Source organism: Microvirga aerophila (assembly GCF_003332305.1).
In the GTDB taxonomy this organism is placed as follows: domain Bacteria; phylum Pseudomonadota; class Alphaproteobacteria; order Rhizobiales; family Beijerinckiaceae; genus Microvirga; species Microvirga aerophila.
Map to the genome: position 1 here is coordinate 95,575 of NZ_QOIO01000002.1, position 24,390 is coordinate 119,964.

At 59.3% G+C, this 24,390-nt stretch carries 21 protein-coding genes; 10 read left to right on the forward strand and 11 right to left on the reverse strand.

From position 1 onward, the window contains the following. Positions 1-84: 84 nt before the first annotated feature. Entirely contained in the window at positions 85-1,095 is a 1,011-nt protein-coding gene (locus DRB19_RS01720; protein WP_114184298.1) for a TRAP transporter substrate-binding protein, read from the reverse strand. Between the two features lie 444 nt (positions 1,096-1,539). Between DRB19_RS01720 and DRB19_RS01725 the strand changes: the two genes are divergently transcribed. The 4 genes from DRB19_RS01725 to DRB19_RS01740 all read left to right on the forward strand — a co-directional run bounded on the left by DRB19_RS01725 (position 1,540) and on the right by DRB19_RS01740 (position 6,014). Beyond that, complete coding sequence (locus tag DRB19_RS01725; RefSeq protein ID WP_114184299.1) at positions 1,540-2,352, forward strand: IclR family transcriptional regulator; 813 nt, start codon at positions 1,540-1,542, stop codon at positions 2,350-2,352. An 87-nt stretch (positions 2,353-2,439) separates the two neighbouring features. Next, the gene (locus DRB19_RS01730; protein WP_114184300.1) at positions 2,440-4,077 is read left to right on the forward strand and encodes an acyl-CoA synthetase; all 1,638 of its coding nucleotides are present in this window, start codon (positions 2,440-2,442) and stop codon (positions 4,075-4,077) included. Between the two features lie 60 nt (positions 4,078-4,137). Continuing rightward, on the forward strand, positions 4,138-4,941 hold the full coding sequence (locus DRB19_RS01735) for an SDR family NAD(P)-dependent oxidoreductase (RefSeq protein WP_114184301.1): 804 nt from the start codon (positions 4,138-4,140) through the stop codon (positions 4,939-4,941). 251 nt (positions 4,942-5,192) lie between these two features. Further along, positions 5,193-6,014: an alpha/beta fold hydrolase gene (locus DRB19_RS01740; protein ID WP_114184302.1), complete on the forward strand. Its 822-nt coding sequence runs from the start codon at positions 5,193-5,195 to the stop codon at positions 6,012-6,014. 94 nt (positions 6,015-6,108) lie between these two features. Here the strand turns inward: DRB19_RS01740 and DRB19_RS01745 are convergent, their stop codons facing one another. The 8 genes from DRB19_RS01745 to DRB19_RS01785 form a co-directional block, all read right to left on the reverse strand. Further along, complete coding sequence (locus DRB19_RS01745) at positions 6,109-6,909, reverse strand: transglutaminase-like cysteine peptidase (protein WP_308494253.1); 801 nt, start codon at positions 6,907-6,909, stop codon at positions 6,109-6,111. A gap of 273 nt (positions 6,910-7,182) precedes the next feature. Then, complete coding sequence (locus DRB19_RS29700) at positions 7,183-7,782, reverse strand: LuxR C-terminal-related transcriptional regulator (RefSeq protein ID WP_210207431.1); 600 nt, start codon at positions 7,780-7,782, stop codon at positions 7,183-7,185. A gap of 448 nt (positions 7,783-8,230) precedes the next feature. After that, on the reverse strand, positions 8,231-8,983 hold the full coding sequence (locus tag DRB19_RS31635; RefSeq protein ID WP_114184305.1) for a helix-turn-helix domain-containing protein: 753 nt from the start codon (positions 8,981-8,983) through the stop codon (positions 8,231-8,233). Positions 8,984-10,007: 1,024 nt separating this feature from the next. Beyond that, positions 10,008-10,895, reverse strand: coding sequence for an NAD(P)-dependent oxidoreductase (locus DRB19_RS01765; protein ID WP_114184307.1), 888 nt, complete (start codon positions 10,893-10,895; stop codon positions 10,008-10,010). Positions 10,896-10,956: 61 nt separating this feature from the next. Then, on the reverse strand, positions 10,957-12,471 hold the full coding sequence (locus DRB19_RS01770) for a tripartite tricarboxylate transporter permease (protein ID WP_114184308.1): 1,515 nt from the start codon (positions 12,469-12,471) through the stop codon (positions 10,957-10,959). A 27-nt stretch (positions 12,472-12,498) separates the two neighbouring features. Beyond that, positions 12,499-12,978, reverse strand: a complete 480-nt coding sequence (locus tag DRB19_RS01775; protein WP_114184309.1) for a tripartite tricarboxylate transporter TctB family protein — start codon at positions 12,976-12,978, stop codon at positions 12,499-12,501. 76 nt (positions 12,979-13,054) lie between these two features. After that, positions 13,055-14,050, reverse strand: coding sequence for a Bug family tripartite tricarboxylate transporter substrate binding protein (locus DRB19_RS01780; RefSeq protein WP_114184310.1), 996 nt, complete (start codon positions 14,048-14,050; stop codon positions 13,055-13,057). Positions 14,051-14,107: 57 nt separating this feature from the next. Beyond that, positions 14,108-15,136, reverse strand: a complete 1,029-nt coding sequence (locus tag DRB19_RS01785; RefSeq protein WP_114184311.1) for a 4-hydroxythreonine-4-phosphate dehydrogenase PdxA — start codon at positions 15,134-15,136, stop codon at positions 14,108-14,110. Positions 15,137-15,347: 211 nt separating this feature from the next. On the opposite strand from DRB19_RS01785, the gene DRB19_RS01790 reads away from it, so the two are divergent. The 6 genes from DRB19_RS01790 (at position 15,348) to DRB19_RS01815 (ending at position 21,397) form a co-directional block, all read left to right on the forward strand. Further along, entirely contained in the window at positions 15,348-16,037 is a 690-nt protein-coding gene (locus tag DRB19_RS01790) for a GntR family transcriptional regulator (protein WP_114184312.1), read from the forward strand. A gap of 80 nt (positions 16,038-16,117) precedes the next feature. Continuing rightward, a complete protein-coding gene (gene otnC, locus DRB19_RS01795; protein WP_114184313.1) occupies positions 16,118-16,837 on the forward strand; it encodes a 3-oxo-tetronate 4-phosphate decarboxylase in 720 nt (239 codons plus the stop codon). A 4-nt stretch (positions 16,838-16,841) separates the two neighbouring features. Next, positions 16,842-17,654: a hydroxypyruvate isomerase family protein gene (locus DRB19_RS01800; RefSeq protein ID WP_114184314.1), complete on the forward strand. Its 813-nt coding sequence runs from the start codon at positions 16,842-16,844 to the stop codon at positions 17,652-17,654. Continuing rightward, positions 17,651-18,913 (forward strand): 3-oxo-tetronate kinase, encoded by a 1,263-nt coding sequence (otnK, locus tag DRB19_RS01805; protein ID WP_114184315.1) that lies wholly within the window; start codon positions 17,651-17,653, stop codon positions 18,911-18,913. Before DRB19_RS01800 ends, otnK begins: the two co-directional genes overlap by 4 nt. Before the next feature lie 80 nt (positions 18,914-18,993). Beyond that, positions 18,994-20,382, forward strand: coding sequence for an NAD(P)H-dependent oxidoreductase (locus DRB19_RS01810; protein ID WP_114184316.1), 1,389 nt, complete (start codon positions 18,994-18,996; stop codon positions 20,380-20,382). A 31-nt stretch (positions 20,383-20,413) separates the two neighbouring features. Continuing rightward, the gene (locus DRB19_RS01815) at positions 20,414-21,397 is read left to right on the forward strand and encodes a bile acid:sodium symporter family protein (RefSeq protein WP_114184317.1); all 984 of its coding nucleotides are present in this window, start codon (positions 20,414-20,416) and stop codon (positions 21,395-21,397) included. 53 nt (positions 21,398-21,450) lie between these two features. Here DRB19_RS01815 and DRB19_RS01820 read toward each other — a convergent pair whose 3' ends face one another. Both DRB19_RS01820 and DRB19_RS01825 read right to left on the reverse strand, forming a co-directional pair. Further along, positions 21,451-22,608 (reverse strand): iron-containing alcohol dehydrogenase, encoded by a 1,158-nt coding sequence (locus DRB19_RS01820; protein ID WP_114184318.1) that lies wholly within the window; start codon positions 22,606-22,608, stop codon positions 21,451-21,453. Positions 22,609-22,752: 144 nt separating this feature from the next. Further along, entirely contained in the window at positions 22,753-24,357 is a 1,605-nt protein-coding gene (locus DRB19_RS01825) for a GMC family oxidoreductase (protein ID WP_114184319.1), read from the reverse strand. Positions 24,358-24,390 lie beyond the last annotated feature (33 nt).

A 24,390-nucleotide genomic window follows, 5' to 3' on the forward strand; every position in this document is an offset into this window, starting at 1 on the left:
TGGAGCATGCGCGCTCTTATGGCGGCGGAAGCGCATCGCTGCCCGACCGCCTGCTGGCAGTCAGGCAGCGATAAGGCATTGCGATCAGCTCAGGGTGCTGCCCACCGATTTCTCGAGGATAGCCCATGCTTCATCGCCGTACTTCTTCTTCCACTCCGCATAGAACCCGGCTTTGCGAAGCGCTTCACGGAATGGTCCGGCTTCCGGCTCGTTGAACGCCATGCCCTTGGACACGAGTTCGTCCTTGAGCCCGGCATTCAATTTCGCGACATCGGCGCGCTCGGAGACGGCAGCCTCGTTGAGGTGCTTCGCGACGACCGTGCGTAGATTTTCAGGGAGGCGTTCCCAGGACCGGCGATTTGCCAGGAACCAGAACCCGTCCCACATGTGGTTCGTCATGGAGCAGAATTTCTGAACCTCGAACAGCTTCGCGGTCGAGATGATCGCAAGGGGATTTTCCTGCCCGTCGACCACCTTCGTCTGCAAAGCCGTGTAAACTTCCGCGAAATTGATGCTGGCGGGCGAGGATCCGAATGCGGAGAACATCGACGTCCAGAGAGGGCTGACCGGAACGCGGATCTTGAATCCCTTCAAATCCTCTGGAGTCTGGATTGGCTTGTTGGAGCTCGTGATTTGCCGGAAGCCGTTGTCCCAGATCTTGTCCATCACGACGAGGTTGGCCTTGGAGATCTGGCCACGGACGTAGGCGCCGAGCTCGCCATCCATCGCCTTCCAGACGGCATCGTAGTTGGGGAATGCGAAACCGATGCCGCTCAAGGAGGCGTTGGGCACGAGCGTGGACAGGATCAGCGGAGACAAAGTGAAGAACTCGACGCCGCCGGACCTGACCTGGCTCAGCATGTCCGTATCGGAGCCGAGCTGGTTGTTGGGAAAAATCTGGATCTCGACCCGACCGCCGGTTTCCTGCTTGATCCTGTCCGCAGCTTCCTTCGCGCGAAGGTTCATGGGATGCGCCGCAGGCAGGTTGTTGGCGTACTTGTAGGTAAACTCGGCTGATTGGGCACGAGCCCCGAAGCCGCTCACCAGCGCCGCAGAGGCTGCGCCTTGCAGGATCGTCCGGCGTGAAATGATCATGTTTCTCTCCCTCATGGTTGTTTTGGCAGACGTTAAGCGCTTCCGTGGGTTAAAGGAAGGCGTTTGAGGTTGACGCTGTCACGGCGATCAAGACAAGGCCGCGACACGCTATGTCTCGTCGGGTCTAACGACGACCATCGTTTGCGACGATCAGCGCCGCAGCAGTCCCTCGCATTCCAGCACACGGCACAAATGTTCGCCCTGCGTTGGGATCCTCCCCGCGCACCGAACCCGCCTAGAAGTCCGATTCAGCATCTCGTTTCCTCCCGCTTCCCTTAGCATCAGCGGTACGAACCGCATAAGAGGTCCATTTTATGGATCGTTGTTTGTCTAATACGGAGGAAAAGATACACGTCTGGCAAGTCATTGCAATATTCCTTGGAGCAACTACGATTGCCTAAGGAGCTATTGAGGTCCACCATATGGACCTTCACCGGATCTGCCATGGATGACCTCAAATCCTCGACACACGATCTGTCAGGCTCACAGAGCGTTGACCGGGCTTTGCGGCTGCTAGCTCTGGTTGGCCGAGGGGCCGAGCACGGCGCGCCCTTGACTGACATTGTCGAGGAGAGCGGACTTAACAAACCGACAGCCCGGCGGCTGCTTCTCGCCCTGATGCGCGCTGGTTTAGTCGAGCAGGAGGCCCAGACAAAACGCTATTACCTCGGCGAGGAAGCTTATGTCCTCGGCACCCTTGCGTCGCGCCGTCATGGATTGCTCGAGCTTTCAATGGAGAGCCTGCGCAATCTCTCTGAAGTCACCATGGACACGAGCTTCATTTCGGTGAGGCGGGAAAATTACTCCATGTGCCTGTACCGTCAGGAAGGCACATACCCGGTGAGGACCCACGCCCTTCAAACCGGATATCAGCATCCGCTCGGCATTGGCGCAGGCTCGCTCGCTATTCTGGCCGCCCTCAAGGACGACGAAGTCGAGCGCGTTCTTGCGGCGAACGAAAAAGTGCTGGATGCGCAATATTCCAACTACACCCTAGGACAGATCCGCGAAGATGTCGCCAAGACCCGTGAGCACGGCTACTCGGTCAATCCCGGCCGTATCGTCGCGAGTTCCTGGGGAATCGGCGCCGCCATTCTGTTTCCAGATGGGCGAGTGGCCGGCGCGCTCAGCATCGCGGCGATCGACAGTCGGTTGACCGAGAAGCGGCAGCCGGAACTTGCCCGTTATCTGAAGCTCGAGGCCGGACGCATAGAGGCCAAGCTTCGCAAGATGTTTGTCCCGGAAGGCCGAGGATGATGCGCGAGGACCATGCGCATCGCCAGACTCCCTTCAAATCCTAAAGTTTTTCCTGCCGAACCGCATTCCGTCCTTGGAGCAGATGATATGACCAGCACCCATCCTCAGCCACAAGGCGGCGTGATCCCGGTCTCCAGGCGGGTTATGAACCTTTCCCATTTCCTTCGCCAAACGGCGCGCCGTCATGGGCAGGAAATCGGCTTCGTGTGGGGCGACCTGACCCTGACATGGGTAGAACTCGACCGGCGCGTCGACGCTATGGCGGCCGCCCTTACGGCGAAGGGCATCGCGAAAGGCGACCGCATATTGGTGCAGTCCAAGAACTGCCATCAGATGTTCGAGTCGATGTTCGCCTGTTTTCGCATCGGGGCGGTATGGGTGCCGACAAACTACAGGCAGACCTCTGATGAGGTTGCATATTTGGCGCAAGCAAGCGGGGCCTCCGCCATGATTTGCCATTGCGATTTTCCCGACCATGCCGCAGCCGTCCGCGAGGCTGTGCCGGGCATCCGCTTCGTCATCTCCATCGGCCGATCGGAGATCGGGGAAGACTACGACGATCTCGTCGAACGTCATATGGGAGAGGCCGTATCACCGGCGCCGGTCCTGCACGACGATCCGTGCTGGTTCTTCTTTACGTCGGGGACGACCGGACGTCCCAAAGCTGCTGTTTTGACTCATGGACAGATGGCGTTCGTGATCACGAACCATCTCTGCGACTTGATGCCGGGAACAACCCATGCGGACGCGTCTCTCGTAGTCGCGCCACTGTCCCATGGAGCCGGCGTCCACCAACTGGTGCAGGTGGCGCGAGGCGCCAAGACAGTGCTTCTTTCAGGCGACCGCTTTGACGTAAACGAAGCGTGGGCCTTGGTGGCCCGATGGCGCATCACGAACATGTTCACGGTTCCGACCATCGTGAAAATGCTGACCGAGCACCCGTCGATCGATGCCCATGATCACTCATCGCTACGCTATGTGATCTATGCGGGCGCACCCATGTACCGGGAGGACCAGAAGCACGCCCTGAAAAAGCTCGGGAAAGTGCTGGTTCAATATTTCGGCCTGGGCGAGGTCACTGGAAACATCACCGTACTGCCCCCTGCCCTTCATGAGCTGGATGATGGTGACGACGTCAAGATCGGAACCTGTGGCTACGAGCGAACCGGCATGCAGGTCTCCATACAGGACGACCAGGGCCGCGAGGTCCGGTCGGGTGCGACAGGCGAGATCTGTGTCTGTGGCCCAGCTGTTTTTGCCGGCTACTACGACAACCCGGAGGCCAACGAGAAGGCTTTTCGGAACGGCTGGTTTCGAACCGGCGATCTTGGCCACATGGACCAGGAAGGCTTCCTCTACATCACTGGTCGCGCCTCCGACATGTACATCTCGGGCGGCTCGAACGTCTATCCGCGCGAAATCGAGGAGAAGGTGCTCACTCATCCGGCCATTGCCGAAGTGGCGGTGCTGGGCGTGCCCGATAAGACTTGGGGGGAAGTCGGCGTTGCAGTGTGCGTTCTTCGCCCCGACGCTGCGCTGAACGAGCGCGAGCTTCTAGGTTGGATGGACGGAAAGGTTGCTCGATACAAGCTCCCGAAGCGCGTGTTTTTCTGGGAAGCCCTGCCAAGATCCGCCTACGGAAAGATCACGAAGAAAAACATTCGCGCGGAGTTGGAGGCACGAGGTTACCTGCCGCTGGATCAAAAGATCGAAGCCTCTGCCTGAGGCGCGCCCGCACATCCTGTCGAGGCATTGCTCACGCTATTCACACCAACGGGGAACAAGATGGCAGGCCAGGAAACGGTTCTCATTACGGGCGGTGCTTCGGGCATTGGGTTCGCCGTGGTCGAGGCTGCTCTCGAAGAGGGTTGGCGTGCCGTCGTGGTCGATCGTGATCAAAAGAGCCTCGATCAATGCCGCGATACCCTCGGAAGGTCGAGCGGGTCTGTTCGCTTCGAGCAACTGGACATCACGGATGAGGATGCGGTCGTACAATCCATTCTCCGATGCGAAGGAGATTTCGGACCCATCAGCGGGCTGGTGAACTCCGCCGGAATTGGCCGCGATGTTCCGGCGATCGAAACGAGCGTTGATCTTTTCCGCACGCTTCTGGAGGTCAACCTCATTGGAAGCTTCGTGGTTTCCCGCGAAGTCGCGCGCCGCATGCGGGAGCGAGGCAAGGGCTCCATCGTCAACATCGCATCGGTATCTGGCGTTCGCGGCAATGTGGGGCGGGTGGCCTACGGCGCGTCCAAAGGTGGCGTGATTACAATGACCCAGGTAATGGCCGTGGAGCTCGCATCCGCCGGAATCCGGGTCAACGCCGTCGCGCCCGGGCCCATAGAGACGCCCCTTGTCCGTGAAGTTCATACTGACGAAATTCGTGCCGAATGGCTCGCCACCGTTCCGCAGGGCCGCTATGGAAAACCGTCCGAGATTGCCAGTGCGGTGATTTTCCTTCTGGATGACGCCCGGTCGAGTTTCGTGACGGGACAGACCCTTTGCGTCGATGGCGGCTTCACGGCTGCGGGGCTAATGGGGCGCACGAAAGTGCATGCTCCAGCGGCGAAGGATGCCGGCGCTCGTTAGAAGAGCTTCCTCAATTTGGGCAAAGCGCTTGTCGGATTGGCCGAAGGCGCGAAGCCATTGACGTGCGATGGACGGCGGTATTCGGGGATGCAGATGTGGCTCTCGTCGCCTTCCGGAGTGCTACTAATTCGAGCCACATTACTCTTTTGCCCATGCGGGCGACTTCGACAGCCAAAATGCGAGCCCTTACTGTCGTGACCGGGGCCTAGGTGATTCAGGCTCCTCCCCTTCACCCTCAGAAAGGTCATTTCATGGGCATGATCACGACCAAAGACGGCACCGAGATCTACTACAAGGATTGGGGCCAGGGGCAGCCTGTCGTATTCAGTCATGGCTGGCCGCTGACTGCAGACGCGTGGGACGATCAGATGGTTTTCCTAGCGTCGCACGGCTATCGCTGCATCGCCCATGATCGCCGAGGGCATGGCCGTTCAAGCCAGCCTTGGGACGGCAACGAGATGGACACCTACGCGGACGATCTGGCGGCGCTGGTGGAGGCCCTGGACCTGAAGGATGCAATCCATATTGGACATTCGACCGGTGGAGGAGAAGTCGCCCGGTATATCGGTCGTCATGGTACCAAAAGGGTGGCCAAGGCCGTGCTCATCAGCGCAGTTCCGCCGATCATGTTGAAGACCGAAGCGAATCCCGGCGGCTTGCCGCTGGAGACCTTCGATGACATTCGCGCAGGCGTCTCGGCCGATCGCTCTCAATTCTTCAAGGATTTGAGCGCCCCATTCTTTGGAGCCAACCGTCAGGGAGCAAATGTTTCCCAGGGCCTTCGCGATTGGTTCTGGCTGCAGGGAATGATGGGTGGCGTGAAAAACGAGCTCGACTGCATCAAGGCATTCTCGGAAACCGACTTCACCGAGGACCTGAAAAAATTCGATGTTCCGACTCTCATCCTCCATGGGGACGATGATCAGATCGTGCCGATTGGCGCATCTGCCATGCTCTCATCGAAGATCGTCCCCGACGCGACCTTGAAGATTTACCCTGGAGCGGATCATGGCATCTGCTCGACGCGCAAGGACGAGGTCAATGCAGATATTCTGCAATTCCTGAAAAGCTGACCGTCTGGCCTCACGCCTACTGCAAACGCACAGTCCTGGCTTCCATGCGGTGGCGTGGAGGTCAGGTTGAGGCGAAGCCGAAATTCTCGGCTGCCTAACGGTTCACGGTGACGATGGGCACCGCCCAGTCGCCAAGCATGACCCAGGCCTCGCTCTCGGTCCCTTCACGTTTGAGGTAAACATAGCCTGTCTGCTTCCATGGAAGCACCGCATCCCGCTTGTTATCGAGGATGAAATCGCCGTGATCGGTCCGGATCATCATCACAGCATGCCCGGCGCCCAATTCATCGATGACTACGGTCATCCGCATGGCGCGGCGCGGAAGGCCGGCCTTTATCAACAGCTTGCGTTTGAGAAGCTGGATATCCTCACAGTCGCCCATGCCATCGTCGGGAAAGTCCCAACGATCCACCACGCCCCAGTGATCCTGGTCCGTGACAGCCAGGATCATGGCGTTCACACGTTCATTCACACTGGTGATCGCGGCCCATATATCCGGGTTGAGAGAGACAAGGGTGGGCTCGCGAGCATTGATCGCACATTCCTCAGGAAGCTGTTCGCAGAAGCGGATCCAAGCGGTCGTGGGGTCTGCCTTTCCGTGGGAGCGAGTGGCTTCGCTGGCTGTAGGCAACGACGCTTTCTCGGCGAATGCAGCTGCGGCTGGATCGGAAATGGTCGTGACTGCAATTCCCAGCGCCGCCACGGCAGAACCGAGGCAACGTTTTGCCTTTCCGGTCCAGCGCTTCCTGTATGAGGCGGCGAACCTGGCGATTACCGCCGGTTTCGATAACAGGGCATAAGTAGGACCGTCCATGCGAGGCTCCAGAGCAGAACTGGAATGATGGACGGAGGTAGTAAACCACTTCTTAAGAGGCGTTATCAGGTCGGTGCGCAACCTAACGGAGGCGCTGAGGCGGCCTGGAGCGCAGTTCGCCCAGGCTCTTCAACCGCTTTGGAAAGCATCCCAGACGGTTAATTGCCTTGCGGCGTTGAGGACATGAGGTTGCTTTTAGACCAATGCCCCGAGACCCAAATAGCGAACAGTTGCCTCGTTGGCGGCTCGATCACGCAGACAAAAAAGGCCGACGCGTATTTCCGGCGTCGGCCTGCTTCGAGAGTATCAGGAGATCCGGCGCCGCCACGTGTGCGGCTAGCGCCAAAATTCCGCTTAACGAGCGAAGGAGCGGTGTTCGCCGTCTATTTTGTAGTTGGTATTCATTGGACCTGCGCTGTCGCCATTCTCCGTCACAATATGATCGGACGCCCACATGGCTGCCTGCGTACGGTTCTTCGCCCCGATCTTTCGAAGGATCGCCTTGACGTGAACCTTGACGGTAGCCTCGCTCAATCCGAACCGGCGCGCGATGACCTTGTTAGGCTCACCTTCCATCAGGCCGCGCAGAATTTCACCCTCTCGAACGGAAAGCTTATGGGCGATCGGGATGGAAACTCTCGTCTTGTCGTTGGATGCATGACGAGGCTGGCTTCCTGCTTGGCGCGAGAGTTGGGCAAGCACTGAAAGCACGATCCCGGAGGGAAGGATATCCTCCCCAAGAGCGATCAAGTCGAGAGAACGGGTCAGAACATCTCGGTCTGCGGTCATCAGGCAGAAGCCATCAACTCCGGCTTCATAAGCTTCCATAACGCGGGTGATGTCGAAATCGTCGGCCAGCATGCAAACCCGTCCGATCGGACATTGTGTCTTCAGATGACGGATCGTGCTGATGCTCTCGTCCGTCCAATGACTTGCGCTGACGATGAAGAGCACGGGACGGTCGTGTGGGATCTGCGGTAGGCTATCACCCCATGCCATCTCCGTCACAACGAAGCGGGTCCCTGACAGCAAATGCTTCAGGCCTGTGAAAAGTAGGGCATTCTCACCAAGCAGGATAGCCAGCACCGGCGCGGAAGCTCCTGTCGACACCCCGTCGAGGCCAGATCGCGCTTGAGTAACGATGTTTCCGTTAACCTCGATCATCCCGCTCTCCCGTTATAGAAACAAGTCGTACCCACAATTCATGAGATACGATATTTCGTTTTAACTTGCCCCGTCCGTCGTTCATCTTGTAGAACAGGTGCAGGGGCCACGATAACACTTTGGATTGAAGCGTCTGTCGGGAATCCGACATAAAAGGAAAATTTCCGGACATTAGGGGTTTTACCGCAAGTTTTTATTGTTGAATGCCGGAAGCAGTTGGAATTGACGGGATAGCAGCCTAACGATGCGTGTAGGTGCCAGGCAAAAGACGTTCGAAATTGCGTCTTATCTTATCGTAACACTCGCAAGTGGTGTCCTCGAGACCCGCACGGTCCGTGACGGTGATAAAGCCCCTTCGCTGTGAGATCAGACCTGCCGTCTGAAGCGTGCGGGTCACAAGACTGACCGTGGACCGTTGCACGCCTAGCATCTCGGCCAGAAACTCGTGCGTAAGGGGTAGAGTGTCCTGATCCAGCCTGTCGTGCATGCTCAGGATCCACCGGCAACAGCGGGCTTCGACGCTGTGAACGGCATTGCATGCGACAGTCTGAAATGTCTGCGCCAGCAGCGCTTCCGTGAAACGGAGAAACAGCAGCCTCATGCTTGGGCGGGTAGCGACTACTTCGTGAAGGCGATCAACAGGGACTCGGGATGCGGTTCCGTTTATCTGTACGATATATCGTCCGAAAGACTGGCGGCTGACCATGGCGCTGACGAAGCCGAGCAGTGCTTCCCGGCCGAACACTGCCATCTCAACGGAGTTGCCATCCTCCATGACGGTTACAAGGGAAACAACCGAGTCGTGAGGGAAATACGTGTGATGGATCGTTTCGCCGGCGTCAAAGAGGACCTTGCCCCTCGTCAGCTCCACGAACTCGAGATGTGGTTCAATGAGCGCGTAATCATCAGGGTCAAGGGCCGCCAAAATTCGATTAACACGGTGACCTGCCGGTTTAGGAGCTTGATCTGAAGGAATACATCGATGTTCCATATCGACCCGAACCTACAATGCAGAACCCGGCTCCTTACGCGTTTCGACTGTTTGCCGGCCTTATCGAAGAGACAATCTGTCTGCCCAGTCCCATATCCTTTAAACAATCTTGGCTTATCAAAGCATGATCTCCGGCTTACAGCAAACGCCGGAGCCGAATGCCCCTCACAGCCCATGCGGCCAAAGTGAACCTGTGGTTCGAGAGGTTCGGTTCGGCTGCTATCCATTGTGGGGATCGCATTGAACCGTATCCTTACGAGCGACGTTGAACCAAGACAGTAGCCAACCGGCTGCTCTTAAAACGGGGTTCGACGGTGTTGAGTTTCGAAAGTGTCGAAGAAGTCTGCGAGAGCAAGAAAATTACCCTTGTGGTCCACCCAGCGATCCGTCGAGCCGTGAAAGGTTATGAGGAAAGCTTTTATGTGGGTCTGCGCTGTTTCCTGAAAGGTGAATCGGACGGGACGTACTTTCTCCCTCTCCAGGATGGCGGTTATGTTCGCCTCGCATTCTCACAGCGCTGGTCCGCAGGGGAACATAAGATTCTGAGGGTTGACCCACTCACGCCAGAAGGCCTGCAGCGGGTCAAAAACTCCCTAGCGGCAGACATCTGAAGGCGAGAACGATCTTCCGTGATGTCCACTGGGTGATCACTGACGGAGCTGCATAAACCGCAGGTGCGAGGGGTATGCTCAGCGCTCTCTTTTACGCCGAAGCGGCGGCGAACTTAGTTACTCTGTGGGCTCATGCCCGAAGCGCATAGCTCACATGGCGTGAGCCCTATACCGCAGTGCAGCATGACGGGATATCGTCCCTCTATTGGTCGAAACCAGCCCGCCTGGAAACAATAGAGATTTGCCATGATCCTCCTGACCGCACTCCGTTCGTCAGCGCCATCCTCAAGGATACCCGCGACTTGCAGCGCACCATTCAGCAGCGTTACCGCTTTCTAGCGGAGTGACGCTCCCACCAGGTCGAAGTGCTGTATTGCTTGCAGCGGAGATGACCCCGCCGCATCCCGGAAATTTCAGGCTGCGGCGCCGTTTCTTCGCTCGAGTTCCACGAGCAGGCCGCTGTGGTCGAGATCCCCGGCATTCTCTATAAGCCCACGGAAAAGACTGGCGGTCAGGGCCGTATAAGGCACTGCATCCATCATCAGCCGCTCCGCCGCATCGAGGGCGTTGTCCAAATCCTTCAGGTGCGTGACCGAACGCCCCTTCGTGGCAAAATCCCGCTCGACCATCCGCTGGCCATGAAGGTCGAGGATGCGGCTTTCGGCAAAGCCGCCCCGTAAGGCTTCGCGGACCTTGGCTGGGTCAGCCCCGCCGCGCTGCGCCAGGAGCAAGGCCTCCGCGACAGCCCCGATCGTGACGCCGACGATGATCTGATTGGCGAGCTTGGCAAGCTGACCCGCGCCCTGCGGTCCCACATGAACAGGACGCCCCATCACGCTCAAAATAGGCTCTACCCGGGCGTACACGCCAGCATCGCCGCCGGCCATGATGGCCAGAGTGCCCTGCTCTGCCCCAACGGTTCCCCCCGATACAGGCGCATCGATGTGATGGATGCCCCGCTCTGCTAACCGCTTTGCATGTTCCTGCGCTTCGGCAGGCTTGATAGAACTCATGTCCACGACGATGCTGCCGGGCCGTAGGGTCTCTATAACGTCCTGCGAGAACAGGACATTCCGCACGATCGCGCCATTCTCGAGCATCAGAATGACGATATCCGCATCCTGCACGGCCTCATGCGCCGTATCGGCGACACTCGCGCCGAATGGAGCGAGAGCTTCGGCCTTTTCGCGGGAGCGGTTCCAAACCGTGAGCGGGTGGCCTCCATCGAGCAGCCGCTTGGCTTGACGTGAACCCATGAGGCCAACGCCAAGGAATGCGATGCTGCCTGAGGTGGATGCCATTTCGGAAACTCCTTGCCGCTAGAGTGATACGCTTAGCTGTGGATGGTGCGGTCCAGCGCTGTCAGGCGGTGGCCGAAGTGGTCTTCGGCCGTGTCAGGCGAGCCAGCACCATGCTGAGAAGCGGCCAGAACGCGAGCACCAGTCCGAGCGATATCAGCGTTGCCACGAGGCCGTTTGACCAGAAAATCGACAGCGAGCCCTTGGACATGATCATGGATTGCCGGAAGGCGTCCTCGGCCTTGTCGCCCAGCACCATTGCGAGGACGAGAGGCGCGATCGGGTAGTCGAGCTTTTTGAACAGATACCCCGCGAGCCCGAACGCGAGCGCCAGCCAGAGATCGAACGAGCGTCCCGCAACCGTATAGGCGCCGATGAAACAGACGATCACAATGATCGGACCGATGATAGCAAACGGGATGCGCAGGATGGAAGCGAAGAGCGGGATGGTGGTCAGCACCACGAGCACGGCGACCATGTTGCCCAGGTACATGCTGGCGATCAGGCCCCAGACAAAATCCGGACGTTCGATGAACAACATGGGTCCCGGATTGAGGCCCCAGATCATCAAGCCGCCCATCATCACAGCCGCGGTCGCGGAGCCCGGCACACCGAGTGCGAGCATTGGCAGGATGGCGCTGCTTCCGGCTGCGTGATCGGCCGTCTCCGGAGCAACCACGCCCTCAGGCTCACCCTTGCCGAAGGCTTCCTTGCGGCGGGAGAGGCGCTTGGCGAGACCATAGCTCATGAAGGAAGCGGCTGTCGGCCCACCCGGCGTGATGCCCATCCAGCACCCAATGACGCTGCTTCTCAGTAGCGCAACCCAGTAACGGGGCATCGTACCGATGGTCCGGACAACGTCGCGAAGCCTGACGCGGGCCCGGATCCCGTCGAAGCGCAGCCCCTCCTCCATGGTGAGCATGAGCTCGCCGATGCCGAACAAGCCGATCACTGCGATCAGGAAGCTGATGCCGCTCAGAAGTTCGTTCAGCCCGAATGTCAGACGCAGTCCGCCCGATACCGTATCCATGCCCACAGCCGCGAACGCAAACCCAAGCCCCATGGACACGACCGTCTTGAAGGGAGACGTCCCGCCCAATCCGACGAAGCTCGCAAAGGCTAGGAAGTAAACCGCAAAGTATTCCGGCGAGCTGAACCTGAGGGCGAACTTGGCCACCCATCCGGACAAGACCGTGATGAGGATAACACCCACCAAAGCCCCAAAGCCCGCTGACAGGAATGCGAGCGTCAAGGCTTCGGCGGCGTTGCCCTGCTTGGCCATGGGATACCCGTCGAAGGTCGTTGCAACCGACGAAGGCTCGCCCGGAATGTTGAACAGAATTGAGGTGGTCGACCCGCCGAAGAGCGCACCCCAATACATGCTCGTAAGGAGAATGATGGCTGAGACGGGATCCATCGTGAATGTCAGCGGCAGCAGCAGCGAGACGCCGTTCGGCGCGCCAAGGCCAGGCAGGACGCCTACCAGAATGCCGAGGAGAACGCCGACGACCATCAGCGCGACATGGTAAGTCGTCAGGGCAACTCCAAAGCCATGCAGGAGCGATGCGAAATTTTCCACGGCCTGTCTCCCGCAATCGGTTGGAGTTCAGTAAATGCCCAACGCGGCTTCAAGAGGCCCTTTCAGGAGAGGAACCTGAAATGCAATCTCGAGCACGATGTAAAAGATGACGGCGGCCGCAAGGCCGGAAGCAGCAGACACGATCAGCCTGTAGCCGCCCTGCATCCACATGACGAAGGTCAGATAAAGGGCTGTTGCCACGTAGAGCCCGAGTAGAAGGGCAGTAGGGACGAAGAATAGGATTGGGATGAAAAACGCCCCCAGCCGCTTGGCCTGCTCCCGATCCAGGAAGACGGATTGCAGCGCCTGTCGTCCGGTCGCTGCCTGAAAGAGCGTGCCGATGCTCGCGGCGATGATCAGCAGCCCGATGTAGAACGGAAACGCCCCCGCGTCGGGGCCGGCATCTCCCCAACCGACACCGAATTCGAGGGCGCCGGCCACGGCCGTCAGCCCCAGACCGGCCGTCATGAGCGCCGTTGCGATTTCAGCCTGGAAACGGGAAATCATTGCGTCGTCCCTTACCTGCGCCGCACCGGGTAATCCGGCGCAGGCAGAGCTGCGCCGGTCATCGGCTTATTGGATCTTAGCGAACGATCCACCCTTCGCGCTCGAAGACCTTGCTCGTCTTCACATCGTCCTCGGCAATGAAGCGCTTCAGCTCTTCGCCGGCCAGGAAACGGTTGGTCTGGGAAGTACGTTCGATATACTCCTTCCACTCCGGCGTTTCGCTGACCTTCTTCAGAAGGTCAGCATAGAACTCTGCGGCCTCCTGAGGAACTCCGCCCGGCAGCCACACGGTGCGGGGCATCTGGAACTGCTCGATCGGAATGCCGGCTTCCTTGCAGGTCGGGATATCGGACCAACCCATCGTGGCCGTGACCTTCGCACCGCCTTGGAGGCGGGTCGGGCTGAACACGCAGAGCGGCGTCACAGCGCCGGCTTTCCATTGTCCGGCATTCTCGTTCGGGTTGTTCGTATTGCCGTCGATATGACCGCCGGCCAGCTGGACACCAGCCGCGCCGCCGCCCTGGAACGGCACGTAAATGAACTTCGTTCCGGTCGCTTCTTCAATCAAGCTTGTGAGGGTCTGATCAGTATCCTTGGACTGGCTCCCGCCGATCTTGAGGGTCTCCGGCTTTGCCTTGGCGGCCTCGATGAAGCTCTTTGCGTCCTTGTAGGGTGAGTTCCCGTTGACCCAGAGCACGAACTCGTCGAGAGCCATGGCGGCAACCGGCGTCAACTCGCTCGGCTTGTAGGCGAGCTTCGCCACATACGGCAAGAGGTATGCATTATTGGTGCCGAAGGTCAGCTTGTGGGGATCGCCTGCGGCTACTTTCGTGTAAACGAAGCCTTCGGCTCCGCTGCCGCCGCCCTTGTTCGTAACGACGACGGATTGCTCCATCAGCTTGTGCTTCGCGATGATCGACTGGACCATTCGCGCAAAGTTGTCCGTTCCTCCGCCCGGGCTCGAGGTTACGATGAATTCAACCGGCTTCGCGGGCTTCCAATCAGCCTGTGCCGCTGCGCCGAACACAACGGTGAGAGCCGTTGCAACCAACCACGACGTTTTCTTGATCATTCTCTTCCTCCCTTGATGATTAATACGGGCCGATGGCGTCGGCATGAGCTTGGGTCGTTATGAGGCCCCAGCCACCGCTAGTTCCGGCGCAGTCCCGCCCTCGGCTTGTCGTCTTGCCAGTACCTCAGAACCCATACGGATCGCGAGTAAAAGGGCTTCTCGGCTTGCGCCGAGATTGGCGATTCCGCGGCCGGCAATTTCATATGCGGTGCCGTGAGCAGGAGTGCAGATCGGGAACGGGAAGCCGCCGATCAGCGTGATGCCGCGGTCAAAGCCCATCAGCTTCATGGCGATCTGACCTTGGTCGTGATACATGGTCAGAACAGCGTCGAAATCGCCGTTATTGGCCCGCAGGAAAACGGTATCCGATGGAAATGGCCCCTCGACCGTGAGACCTTGGGCAATAGCCTGCTGGACGGCAGGCTCGATCACGTCAATCTCTTCTCGACCGAAATTCCCGCCATCGCCTGCATGAGGGTTGAGCCCGGCTACAGCGATGCGCGGCGGGTTGAAGCCAGCTGCGCGCATGCAGCGGTCCGCCAGAGTTAGGGAGCGCAGGATCGCCTGCTCGGAGATTGCGGAGGCAACTCGCGACAGGGGAATATGAGACGTCACGCGGGCATTCCAGAGATTACCCAGAACGTTGAATTCGCTCGCCGGGGCGCTCGTCTTCAGGACGTCGCGCACGAAACGGATTTCGTCGTCATATCCATCATAGGCGAGGCGCATCGCCTTCTTGTTGAATGGCGTGAAGAAGACAGCATCTGCGCGGCCCGACTGCGCCAGGAGCAAGGCGCGCCGGAAGTTCTCCGTCGCGAACAAGCCGCCCTCAAGGGTCGCGGTTGCCGGCGTGACCTGGTCCAAGCTGAGGTTTTGCAAGTCGACGAAAACCGGACGCGTAGAATCTACCGGGATCGCGTCATCCGGCGAGATTGCGTCCACATCAACGCCGAGGCCAGCAACTTTAGCGCCCTGATCCAGGATCCGACGGTCGCCATAGATCACCAAGTGCGCCTGAGACCGAATCTCGTCGGATGCTATGAGCTTGGCCGCAAGCTCTGGGCTGATGCCGGCCGGATCGCCCATGGCAAACGCGACGGTGGGCTTTGTTGATGAGGAACGAGCGCTCACAGCAACCTCTTCTAAGATGACGTAAGGACACTAACAGGCCCATTCCGTGTACGCAAGTATTCTGCATACAGAATTTTGTTTGCACGTGCGTAGCATCCGATATAATGGATGCATGGTGCAACCGCAGGCGTTATGACAGGCGGATATTCCAAAGATGGATCGACCAATGGCAACCGAGGCTTCGCACTCCTTGCTCGAAGATTTCGAAGGGCGTGGACCCATTGCCCGACAGAGCCTGCACGAGGCCATCGTGGCGCGGGTGCGCGACATGATCATCGAGGGCGAACTAGCTCCGGGCACCCGGATTCATGAGGGAAACCTGGGCGGCAAGCTCGGCGTGTCGCGCACGCCTCTGAGAGAGGCGCTCAAGTTTCTTGCGAGCGAGGGGCTTGTCGAGTTGTCGCCAGGCCGGGGTGCCGTGGTTCGGCAGTTCAGCGCCAAGGATGTCTATGACAGCCTGGTGGTCCTTGGGGCTCTTGAGGGGCTCGCGGGTCGTCTCGCCTGTGAACAGGCCACAGATAAGGACATTCGCGAAGTCAGGCGTCTGCATGATCATATGATGGAGATGTATGCGAGCCGCGACCGACTGCCCTATTTCAAGCTAAATCAAAATATCCACTCGGCCATACTCCGGCTCACGAAGAACGAGGCCCTGGCCTACGTCCACGGAACTTTGCAGGCCCGTCTGCGGCGGATCCGGTATATCGGCAACGAGGGCCCCGAAAAATGGGCTGCGGCCGTCGCCGATCACGAGGAAATCATCAGCGCGCTTGAGGCGCGAGACGCGGAGCGCCTGTCCAAAGTCCTGACGGTTCATATGGAGAGAACCTGGGAGCGCGTCAGGAACTCTATCTAAATACCGAGAACGCCTCGCGCCGCCGGCTCAACGCCGGTGACGCAAGGCACCCCAGCCACACTTCGCCAAGGGCCGCCAACGTGAGCCATGAGAGCCAACTCCGCGAAACCATCTGCCGCTTCGGCCGCTCCCTGTTCGAGCGCGGTCTGACCGCAGGATCATCCGGCAATATCTCGGTTCGGCTGGGGGATGGAAACTGGCTCGCAACTCCGACGAATAGTTCTCTCGGATTTCTCGACCCTGCCCAGTTGAGCAAGCTTGATCCCGACGGCCGCCTGCTGTCTGGGGACCAACCGACGAAAGAGCTACCCCTCCACTCCGCCCTTTATGCAACCCGCAAGGATGCAGGGGCCATCGTCCACCTGCACTCCACCCATTCGGTCGCGGTTTCCATGCTGCCGGATGTGAACCCAGCCGATGTACTCCCGCCGATGACCGCCTATTATGTCATGCGTGTCGGGCGAACTGCCCTGGTTCCCTATTACCGTCCGGGAGATCCTGCGGTCGTGGACGCGATCCATGGCCTCGCAGGACGCTATACCTCCGTGCTCCTCGCCAACCACGGTCCCGTCGTCGCCGGCAAGGATTTGGAAGCGGCTGTCTACGCAACTGAAGAATTGGAGGAGACAGCCAAACTCCGTCTTCTTTTGCATGGACTGAATCCGCGCCTGTTAAGCCGGGCCCAGGTGAGAGATCTTGTCGATCATTTCGGCCTGGATGAAGCGATTGGCGCCGAAGCGCCCGAGACCGCTCATGAGTCCTGTTCGCTTCCCCATCAACACTCCCACAAATGCGGATGAACCGATGCCCCGCTTCTCTGCCAATCTGGGCTTTCTCTTCACGGAAAGACCCGAAACCGATCGAATTACCGCCGCCGCGGCGGCTGGCTTCCGGGCTGTCGAGATGCACTGGCCTTACCAGGTGCCAGCCTCCGACATGCGCGATGCCCTCACCAAGGCTCAGGTGACGATGCTTGGCTTGAATACGGCCGTCGGCAACGCCGCAGCAGGCGATTTCGGCCTAGGAGCTTTGCCGGGCCGGGAGAGCGAGTTCGAGCAGACAGTCGATCAGGCGCTCTCATACGGAGCAGCAATCGGCGCGACAGCCGTCCATTGCATGGCAGGCGTCGTGAGCGCCGAGGATTTCGCTGCTGCCGAGCGCACGTTCGTGTCGAATCTGAAAGAAGCCGCCGACAAGGCCGCGCAAGCTTCGATAATGGTTCTCCTCGAGCCGATCAATCATCGCGACAAGCCGAACTACTTCCTCAGCCGCATCGAACAGGCAGCCTCGATCATTGACCAAGTCGGTCGGACGAACGTGAAGATTATGTTCGACTGCTACCACACGCAGATCACGCAGGGCGATTTGACGACTCGACTCAAGACATACCTGGACATCATCGGGCACGTGCAGATTGCAGCAGTACCGAGCCGTGCCGAACCGGATGAAGGCGAGGTCAACTACCGCGATATCTGCAGCGTTCTCGACCGCCTTGGGTACCAGGGCTGGATAGGAGCCGAGTACAAGCCCCGTGGGCGAACTGAGGACGGGCTCGGCTGGCTCCGGGCCTTATCCGGCAACACCACGCCATCCAGCTCGAGAGAGATCACAGCATGAAACTCGGATGCATCGCAGACGATCTGACGGGCGCAACGGATCTGGCGCTTATGCTCGCCCGAGAAGGGCTCAAGACGGTTCAAACCATCGGCGTGCCGGATGCGAGCCTCGATCTATCGGGCGCCGACGCTGTCGTCGTGGCGCTCAAGTCGCGAACGATCCCCGCGCAGGAAGCCGTCGAGCAATCCTTGGCCGCAGCAAACTCCTTGCGCGCGGCAGGCGCCCAGCATCTCTTCTTCAAGTACTGCTCCACCTTCGACTCTACCGACGAGGGCAATATCGGCCCCGTCGCGGAGGCGCTTCTCTCCTTTACAAACAGTGACTTCACTCTTGCCTGCCCGGCTTTTCCGGCGAACGGGCGCACGGTGTACAAGGGTCATCTGTTCGTGAATGGGGTGCCGCTAAGCGAGAGCAGCATGAAGGATCACCCTCTGACACCCATGCGCGATTCAAACCTCGTTCGCGTGCTTCAACGGCAGACAGGATGTTCCGTGGGCCTCGTCGCCTTCGAGGATGTCGAGGGCGGCCCCGATGCCATCCGCAAGGCCTTCGACAGGGAGAAGGCAGCCGGCCATCAGATCGTGATCGTTGATGCGATAACGGATAGTCACCTGCGCGCCATTGGACTTGCAGCGGCAGAACTTCCGCTCATTACCGGTGGGTCGGGAGTCGCTATGGGTTTGCCCGCAGCCTATCGAGGAGACCATGCCTCGGTCGCTTCACCTTCTGGTGTTTTCGACGCGCCCGCGGGACGCGAGGCGATTTTGGCTGGCTCGTGCTCGAGCGCCACGAGGCGGCAGGTAGAGATCGCCATCGAGAGAGGCGTTCCGGCGTTCCGCATCGACCCCATGGACCTCGCGTCCGGAAAGCTCACATCGCAAGCCGTGCTCGCATGGATCGGAGCACAGGAGACAGGCGGCCCTGTCCTTGTCTATTCGACGGCAACGCCCGACGAGGTGCAGGACGTTCAGGGCAAACTTGGTCGCATGAACGCAGGGGAAATGGTCGAGAGGGTGTTGGCGGAGATCGCGCGCGCCCTACCGGCCCTGGGCTTCACACGCCTCCTGGTCGCCGGCGGCGAGACATCAGGAGCGGTGGTCGGCGCTCTTGGCGTCGATGCCCTCACCATTGGGCCGGAGATCGACCCTGGAGTTCCATGGACCAGAACCCTCGCCGGGACAGATCTCGCCCTCGCCCTCAAGTCAGGTAATTTCGGCGCCCCGGACTTCTTTCTGAAGGCCTGGAACATGCTGCGATAGCCTGCACTCAAGATACTAGATTGCCGGATCAATTATAATCAAACCGATGACCCCAATCGCATCGGGCGGAGGAGTTCGCGATGAATTACCATACCTACTATGCAAAAGCGGACCGCCCTGTTGAAACCTGCGTGGTGGGTACAGGCGGCTTTGGTCAGAGCTTTCTTGCCCAAGCCCGACGCGTTCCTCTGATGAACGCACGAATCGCAGTCGACATTACCTCCGAAGCCGCTGCATCCGGATTGAGGGCTGCGGGGATCGACCCTCGAGAAATCCGAATTTGCGATTCTGCTCAAGATGCCAAAGCCGCCTGGGATCGAGGCGACCACATCGCCGTCAGCGATCTTGCCACGGTGGCTGACCTTCCCGTCGACGTCATCGTCGAAGCTACGGGGCGGCCCCTGGCGGCTGCGCGCCATGCGCTCATCGCTGTTGAAGCGGGGAAGCATCTCGCGCTCGTCACCAAGGAACTCGACAGTGTCGTTGGACCAGGCCTCAAGCATCTCGCGGCGGAGCATGATCTGGTCGTCACCACGGTCGACGGCGATCAACCGAGCTTGCTCATCGGCCTTGCAACCTGGGCCGAAGTGATGGGCTTTAGCGTGATCGCGGCGGGCAAATCCAGCGAGTATGATTTCGTCTACGATCCTTCGTCGCGGCGTCTGACCAGCAATGAGCGGCTGGCGGAGGGAGTGGATCTTGAAAGCCACTGGAGCTTGGGCGAGCGCGACGTCCGAGAAATTCTCGCAGCACGAGACGCCGCAATTGCAGGTTTTCCGCAAAGAGCTGTGCCGGATCTATGCGAGCTCATGGTCGTCGCCAATGCTACCGGCCTTCAGCCCGACCGTATGGACCTCCACGCCCCCCTCGCCCGCATCAATGAGGTGCCGACGATTTTCTCCCATCGAGATGGCGGCGGCATCCTTTCAGGCGAGCGTCGTCTCGACGTGTTCCACTGCCTTCGCAAACCCGACGAGATCAGCTTTGCAGGTGGCGTCTTCGTAGCCATCCGGTGTGAGAATGCGGCGAGCTGGGAGATGCTGGCCCAGAAGGGGCATATCGTCAGCCGCACGGGCGAGACAGCGATGGTCTTCCTGCCGCGGCACCTCCTCGGGCTCGAAGCTGCAACCAGCATTCTGGATGCTGCGATCCACAATGTGTCCGGCTACGGGTCCGACTACCGACCCCGCTATGACCTGATTGCCGTCGCAACCGAAGACTTGCCGGCCGGTACAGTTCTATCCATGGGTGGTCACCATCATACGATCTCCGGCTTGACCGCCGAGTTTAGACCCGCTGGCTCTTTGTCGGACAATGCACCTGCACCATTCTATCTTGCGGCTGATTGTCGGTTTGCAGCGCCAGTCCGCAAGGGACAGGAAGTCCGCATGAAGGATCTTGACCTTCCGGGCACCTCGGCTCTGCTCACCTTACGCCGCAAGCAGGATGCACGGTTCTTCGGACAATAGGTCGGCAATCATCAGCCGGAGCAAATGACCGATGACCCTCCTGTCGCATTTGCGGCCCGATCGCTTCACCCTGGCTCTGCTGGCAAGCGCGATCGGAGCTACCCTCATGCCTGCAACCGGAGCCGCCGCACCGGTCCTCAAGATCGTTATTGCCGGTTCAATCGCGCTTCTGTTCTTCCTACAAGGTGCTCGCCTGCCGCGGGAGGCAATTGTCGGCGGCATCGTCCACTGGCGACTGCATCTGACCGTCTTTGCAGCCACGTTCATTCTGTTCCCGCTCCTCGGCCTCCTGCTGAGCAAGAGCCTCCAGCCGATTTTGGCGCCGGGGATAGCTTTAGGCATACTCTACCTCTGCCTTCTGCCATCGACTATTCAATCCTCCATCACCTTCACGTCGATCGCCCATGGCAACGTGGCTGCCGCCGTGTGCAGCGCGTCCGCATCGAACGTGCTGGGTGTATTCCTTACGCCGCTCCTCATGAGCTTTCTCATGAATACGCAAGGCGGCGTGCCATTGAGCGCCATCGGCTCCGTGGTCATGCAACTCCTCGTCCCGTTCATCGTGGGACACTTGGCGCGACCCTGGATCGGCCAATGGGTCGAACGACACCGGACCGTGACCGGGATCGTTGATCGGGGGGCTATTCTGCTGGTGGTATACTATGCTTTCGGCGAAGCAGTTCTGAATGGCCTGTGGCACCAATTGTCAGCGCGTGATCTCGCCGTTCTCATCGTCCTCAACTGCGTTCTCCTCGCCACGGTTCTTTTCGTCGTGACAGGTGCAAGCCGTCTGTTCGGATTCTCCCGTCCGGACGAGATTGCCATTGTGTTCTGTGGATCCAAGAAAAGTCTTGGCAGCGGGGTTCCGATCGCAAGCATCTTGTTCCCGGCCGCGATGATCGGCGTGGTCATCCTGCCGCTCATGCTTTTCCATCAAATCCAGCTCGTGGTCTGCGCGGTTCTGGCCCGTGCTTATGCAAGTCGCGCCGAAGCGGCATCTGCGCGCCGGAGCTGAAGCGTCTTCCAGAGACACGACCGCAAGCCGGTCCTGTGGCCCGATCGAGCGCTTTACAGGACAGCGCCATAAAGGCCAGCAACCTCTTCCGAGTTCATATCGCGGGGATTGTTGGCGAGAAGTCTTTGAATGCCGACCGTGACCTCGCGGGCCATCTCGGGAATATCTGCCTCGGTGACGCCGAGTTGGCTCAATCGCGTCTCCAATCCGACCGACGCCACCAGTTGTTCAAGCTCGGACACGAAGGCCTCGGCGGCGGCAGAGGCATCAACGAAGCGATGCCCTGGCAGCAGATGGGTGGCGAGCTCCGCATACTCCTTTTCGGCGACCGGCATGTTGAACCGCATCACCGGTCCCATGACCAGAGCGTTGCTGTGACCATGCGGGATGTGGAATCGGGTACCCAAGGGGTAGGACAAGGCATGGACAGCCGCAACCGACGCATTGACGAAGGCCATCCCGGCCAACATCGAGCCCTGGAGCATAGCAGAGCGAGCCTCGATATCGGTCCCATCGGCCACAACTTTACGGATGTTTCCTCCCAGCAAGTCCAGCGCCTTCACGGCGAGCGTATCGGAAACCACGTTCTTGCGTGTGCGGCTCGTGTAGGCCTCGATGGCATGCACCATGGCGTCTAGCGCGGAAGCAGCGGTCACATGTGCCGGCATGCCCAGCGTCAGTTCCGCATCCAGGAGTGCGACATCGGGCAAAAGCTGGGAGGAGTAAATCGCTTTCTTCTCATTGGCCTCGCTGGTCACCACCGATGTCCAGGTCACCTCAGACCCTGTGCCCGCAGTGGTCGGCACCTGGATCAATGGCAACCGTTGACCCCGCGCCAGATCGGTGCCGTACATTTCTTCGATGGGCTGTTCGGAATGAATAAGCAGCGCCACCAGCTTCGCCGTATCCAGTGAGCTTCCTCCACCCAACCCGACGATGCCGTTCGCCCCGAAGTTGCGGGCTGCCTCCACGGCTGCGCGCACGACCCTCACAGGCGGATCCGCCTGCACCTGGTCAAACACCGTTGCGGTCATGCCAGCCGCGGTCAAAGCAGCAACTGCACGTCCCGCAAATCCGCAGGCGGCGATACCGGCATCGCAGATTACGATCGCCCGGCTGACACCCAGCCCAGCCATCAGAGTACCAATTCGCTTTAACCCTCCAATCTCACAGATCACGCGTGGCGGGCTATGAAACGTGAAGTTTGTCATTCAAGTTCTCCCTGTCTGTTATTCTGATCGGCGCGGCTGTTCAGTGGAGGAGTGGATTGAGCGGCTGCCCTTCAGGCCTCATCCTGGGTAATGACCTTGCTTTATCTCGAAGGACGGCTCGATGGGCTTCAGATGTGATTCCTATCAAGCGCTTTGGCGAGCATCGGCTTTGATGAGGTCAGCTCCTTTCTCGGCAATCATCAAGACAGCGGCCTGAGTGTTGGCCGAGACCATGGTGGGCATGATGGACGCATCCACAACACGAAGTCCTTCAAGCCCATAAACCTTCAGGCGCTCATCCACGACCGCTTGCGGGCCCTTGCCCATGCTGCAGGTGCCGATCGCGTGATAGATGGTCTGGCCGTTGCGCCGAGCGAAATCGAGCCATTCATCATCGGTGCTCACCTCCGGCCCCGGATTCATCTCATAGGCTCGGTACCGATCCATCGCCGGCTGCTCGACAATGTTCCGGGCAATCTTCATGCCGCCAATCAGGGATTCCTGATCGGCTCTGACCGAAAGGAAATTCGGCCGGATCGCTGGGGGGACAGTAGGGTCCGGCGACTTGATATGGATCGAGCCTCGGGACTCCGGGCGCAGCTGCGTGACGCCAATGGTCATTCCAGGCTCCCGGTCGAGCTTGCGCTCACCGGCATTCGCGTAGCTCGCATGCATGAAGAAGTACTGCACGTCCGGCGTTTCGAGCTCCGGCCTCGTCTTGACGAAGCCATGAGCTAGGCCGGTGCCAAATGTCAAAATGCCCTTACGGGTCAAAAAGTACTGAGCGACAGCTGCGCCAAGTCGCCATCCCCTCGTCATCTCGTTGAGGGTAACAGGGAGCTTGACGCGCCAGTTCATCCGCGTTGCGAAATGATCGATGTAATTATTGCCTACGCCGGGAAGCGCGTGGGTCACGGGAATTCCGACAGACCCGAGTGTGTTCGGGTCCCCGACCCCCGACAATTCGAGCAGGTGCGGCGTCTGAATGGATCCCGCTGTCAGGATCACCTCGGCTCGCGCCCTAACCTTTTTCTCTTCACTCCCAACTCGATAGGTCACGCCGACAGCCCGACGTCCCTCGAAATCAATGCGCATGACATGAGCATGGGTCCGCACCTCGAGGTTCGGTCGCGACATGGCAGGGCGGAGATAGGCATCTGCGGCGCTCCAGCGGCGTCCCTTCCGCTGATTGACCTGATAATAACCAAAGCCTTCCTGATCGACCCCATTGTAGTCGGGGTTCTTCGGATAACCGGCTTCCTGCGCCGCCTCGATGAACGCTTCCGAGATCTCCGGGCGTTCGGACACGCGAACCACATTGAGAGGTCCGCTTCCTCCTCGCATTTCGCTCTCGCCGTCTTCGAAGCTCTCCAATTTCTTGAAGTACGGCAGGACGTCCTGGAAGCTCCAGCTTGTCGCTCCACGCTGTGCCCAGGTATCATAATCCTGGGGTTGGCCGCGGACGAAGATCATGCCGTTGATCAGCGTTGATCCGCCGAGCCCTTTCCCACGCGGCACCACAATGGTGCGGTTATGGACATTTTCCTCGGGCTCGGTTTGGAATCGCCAATTATACTTGGCGTTCGTGAGAAGTTTGCTGAAGCCGGCCGGGATCGGGATCCAAAACCCGCTGTCAGCACCACCGGCTTCAAGCACCAGAACCTTGTACTTTGAGGATTCCGTCAGACGGTTTGCCAGCACGCATCCAGCCGTCCCGCCTCCAACGATGATATAATCAAAGTATTCCATGACAATAATCTTTCAGGAACTCAGCCTCATGAT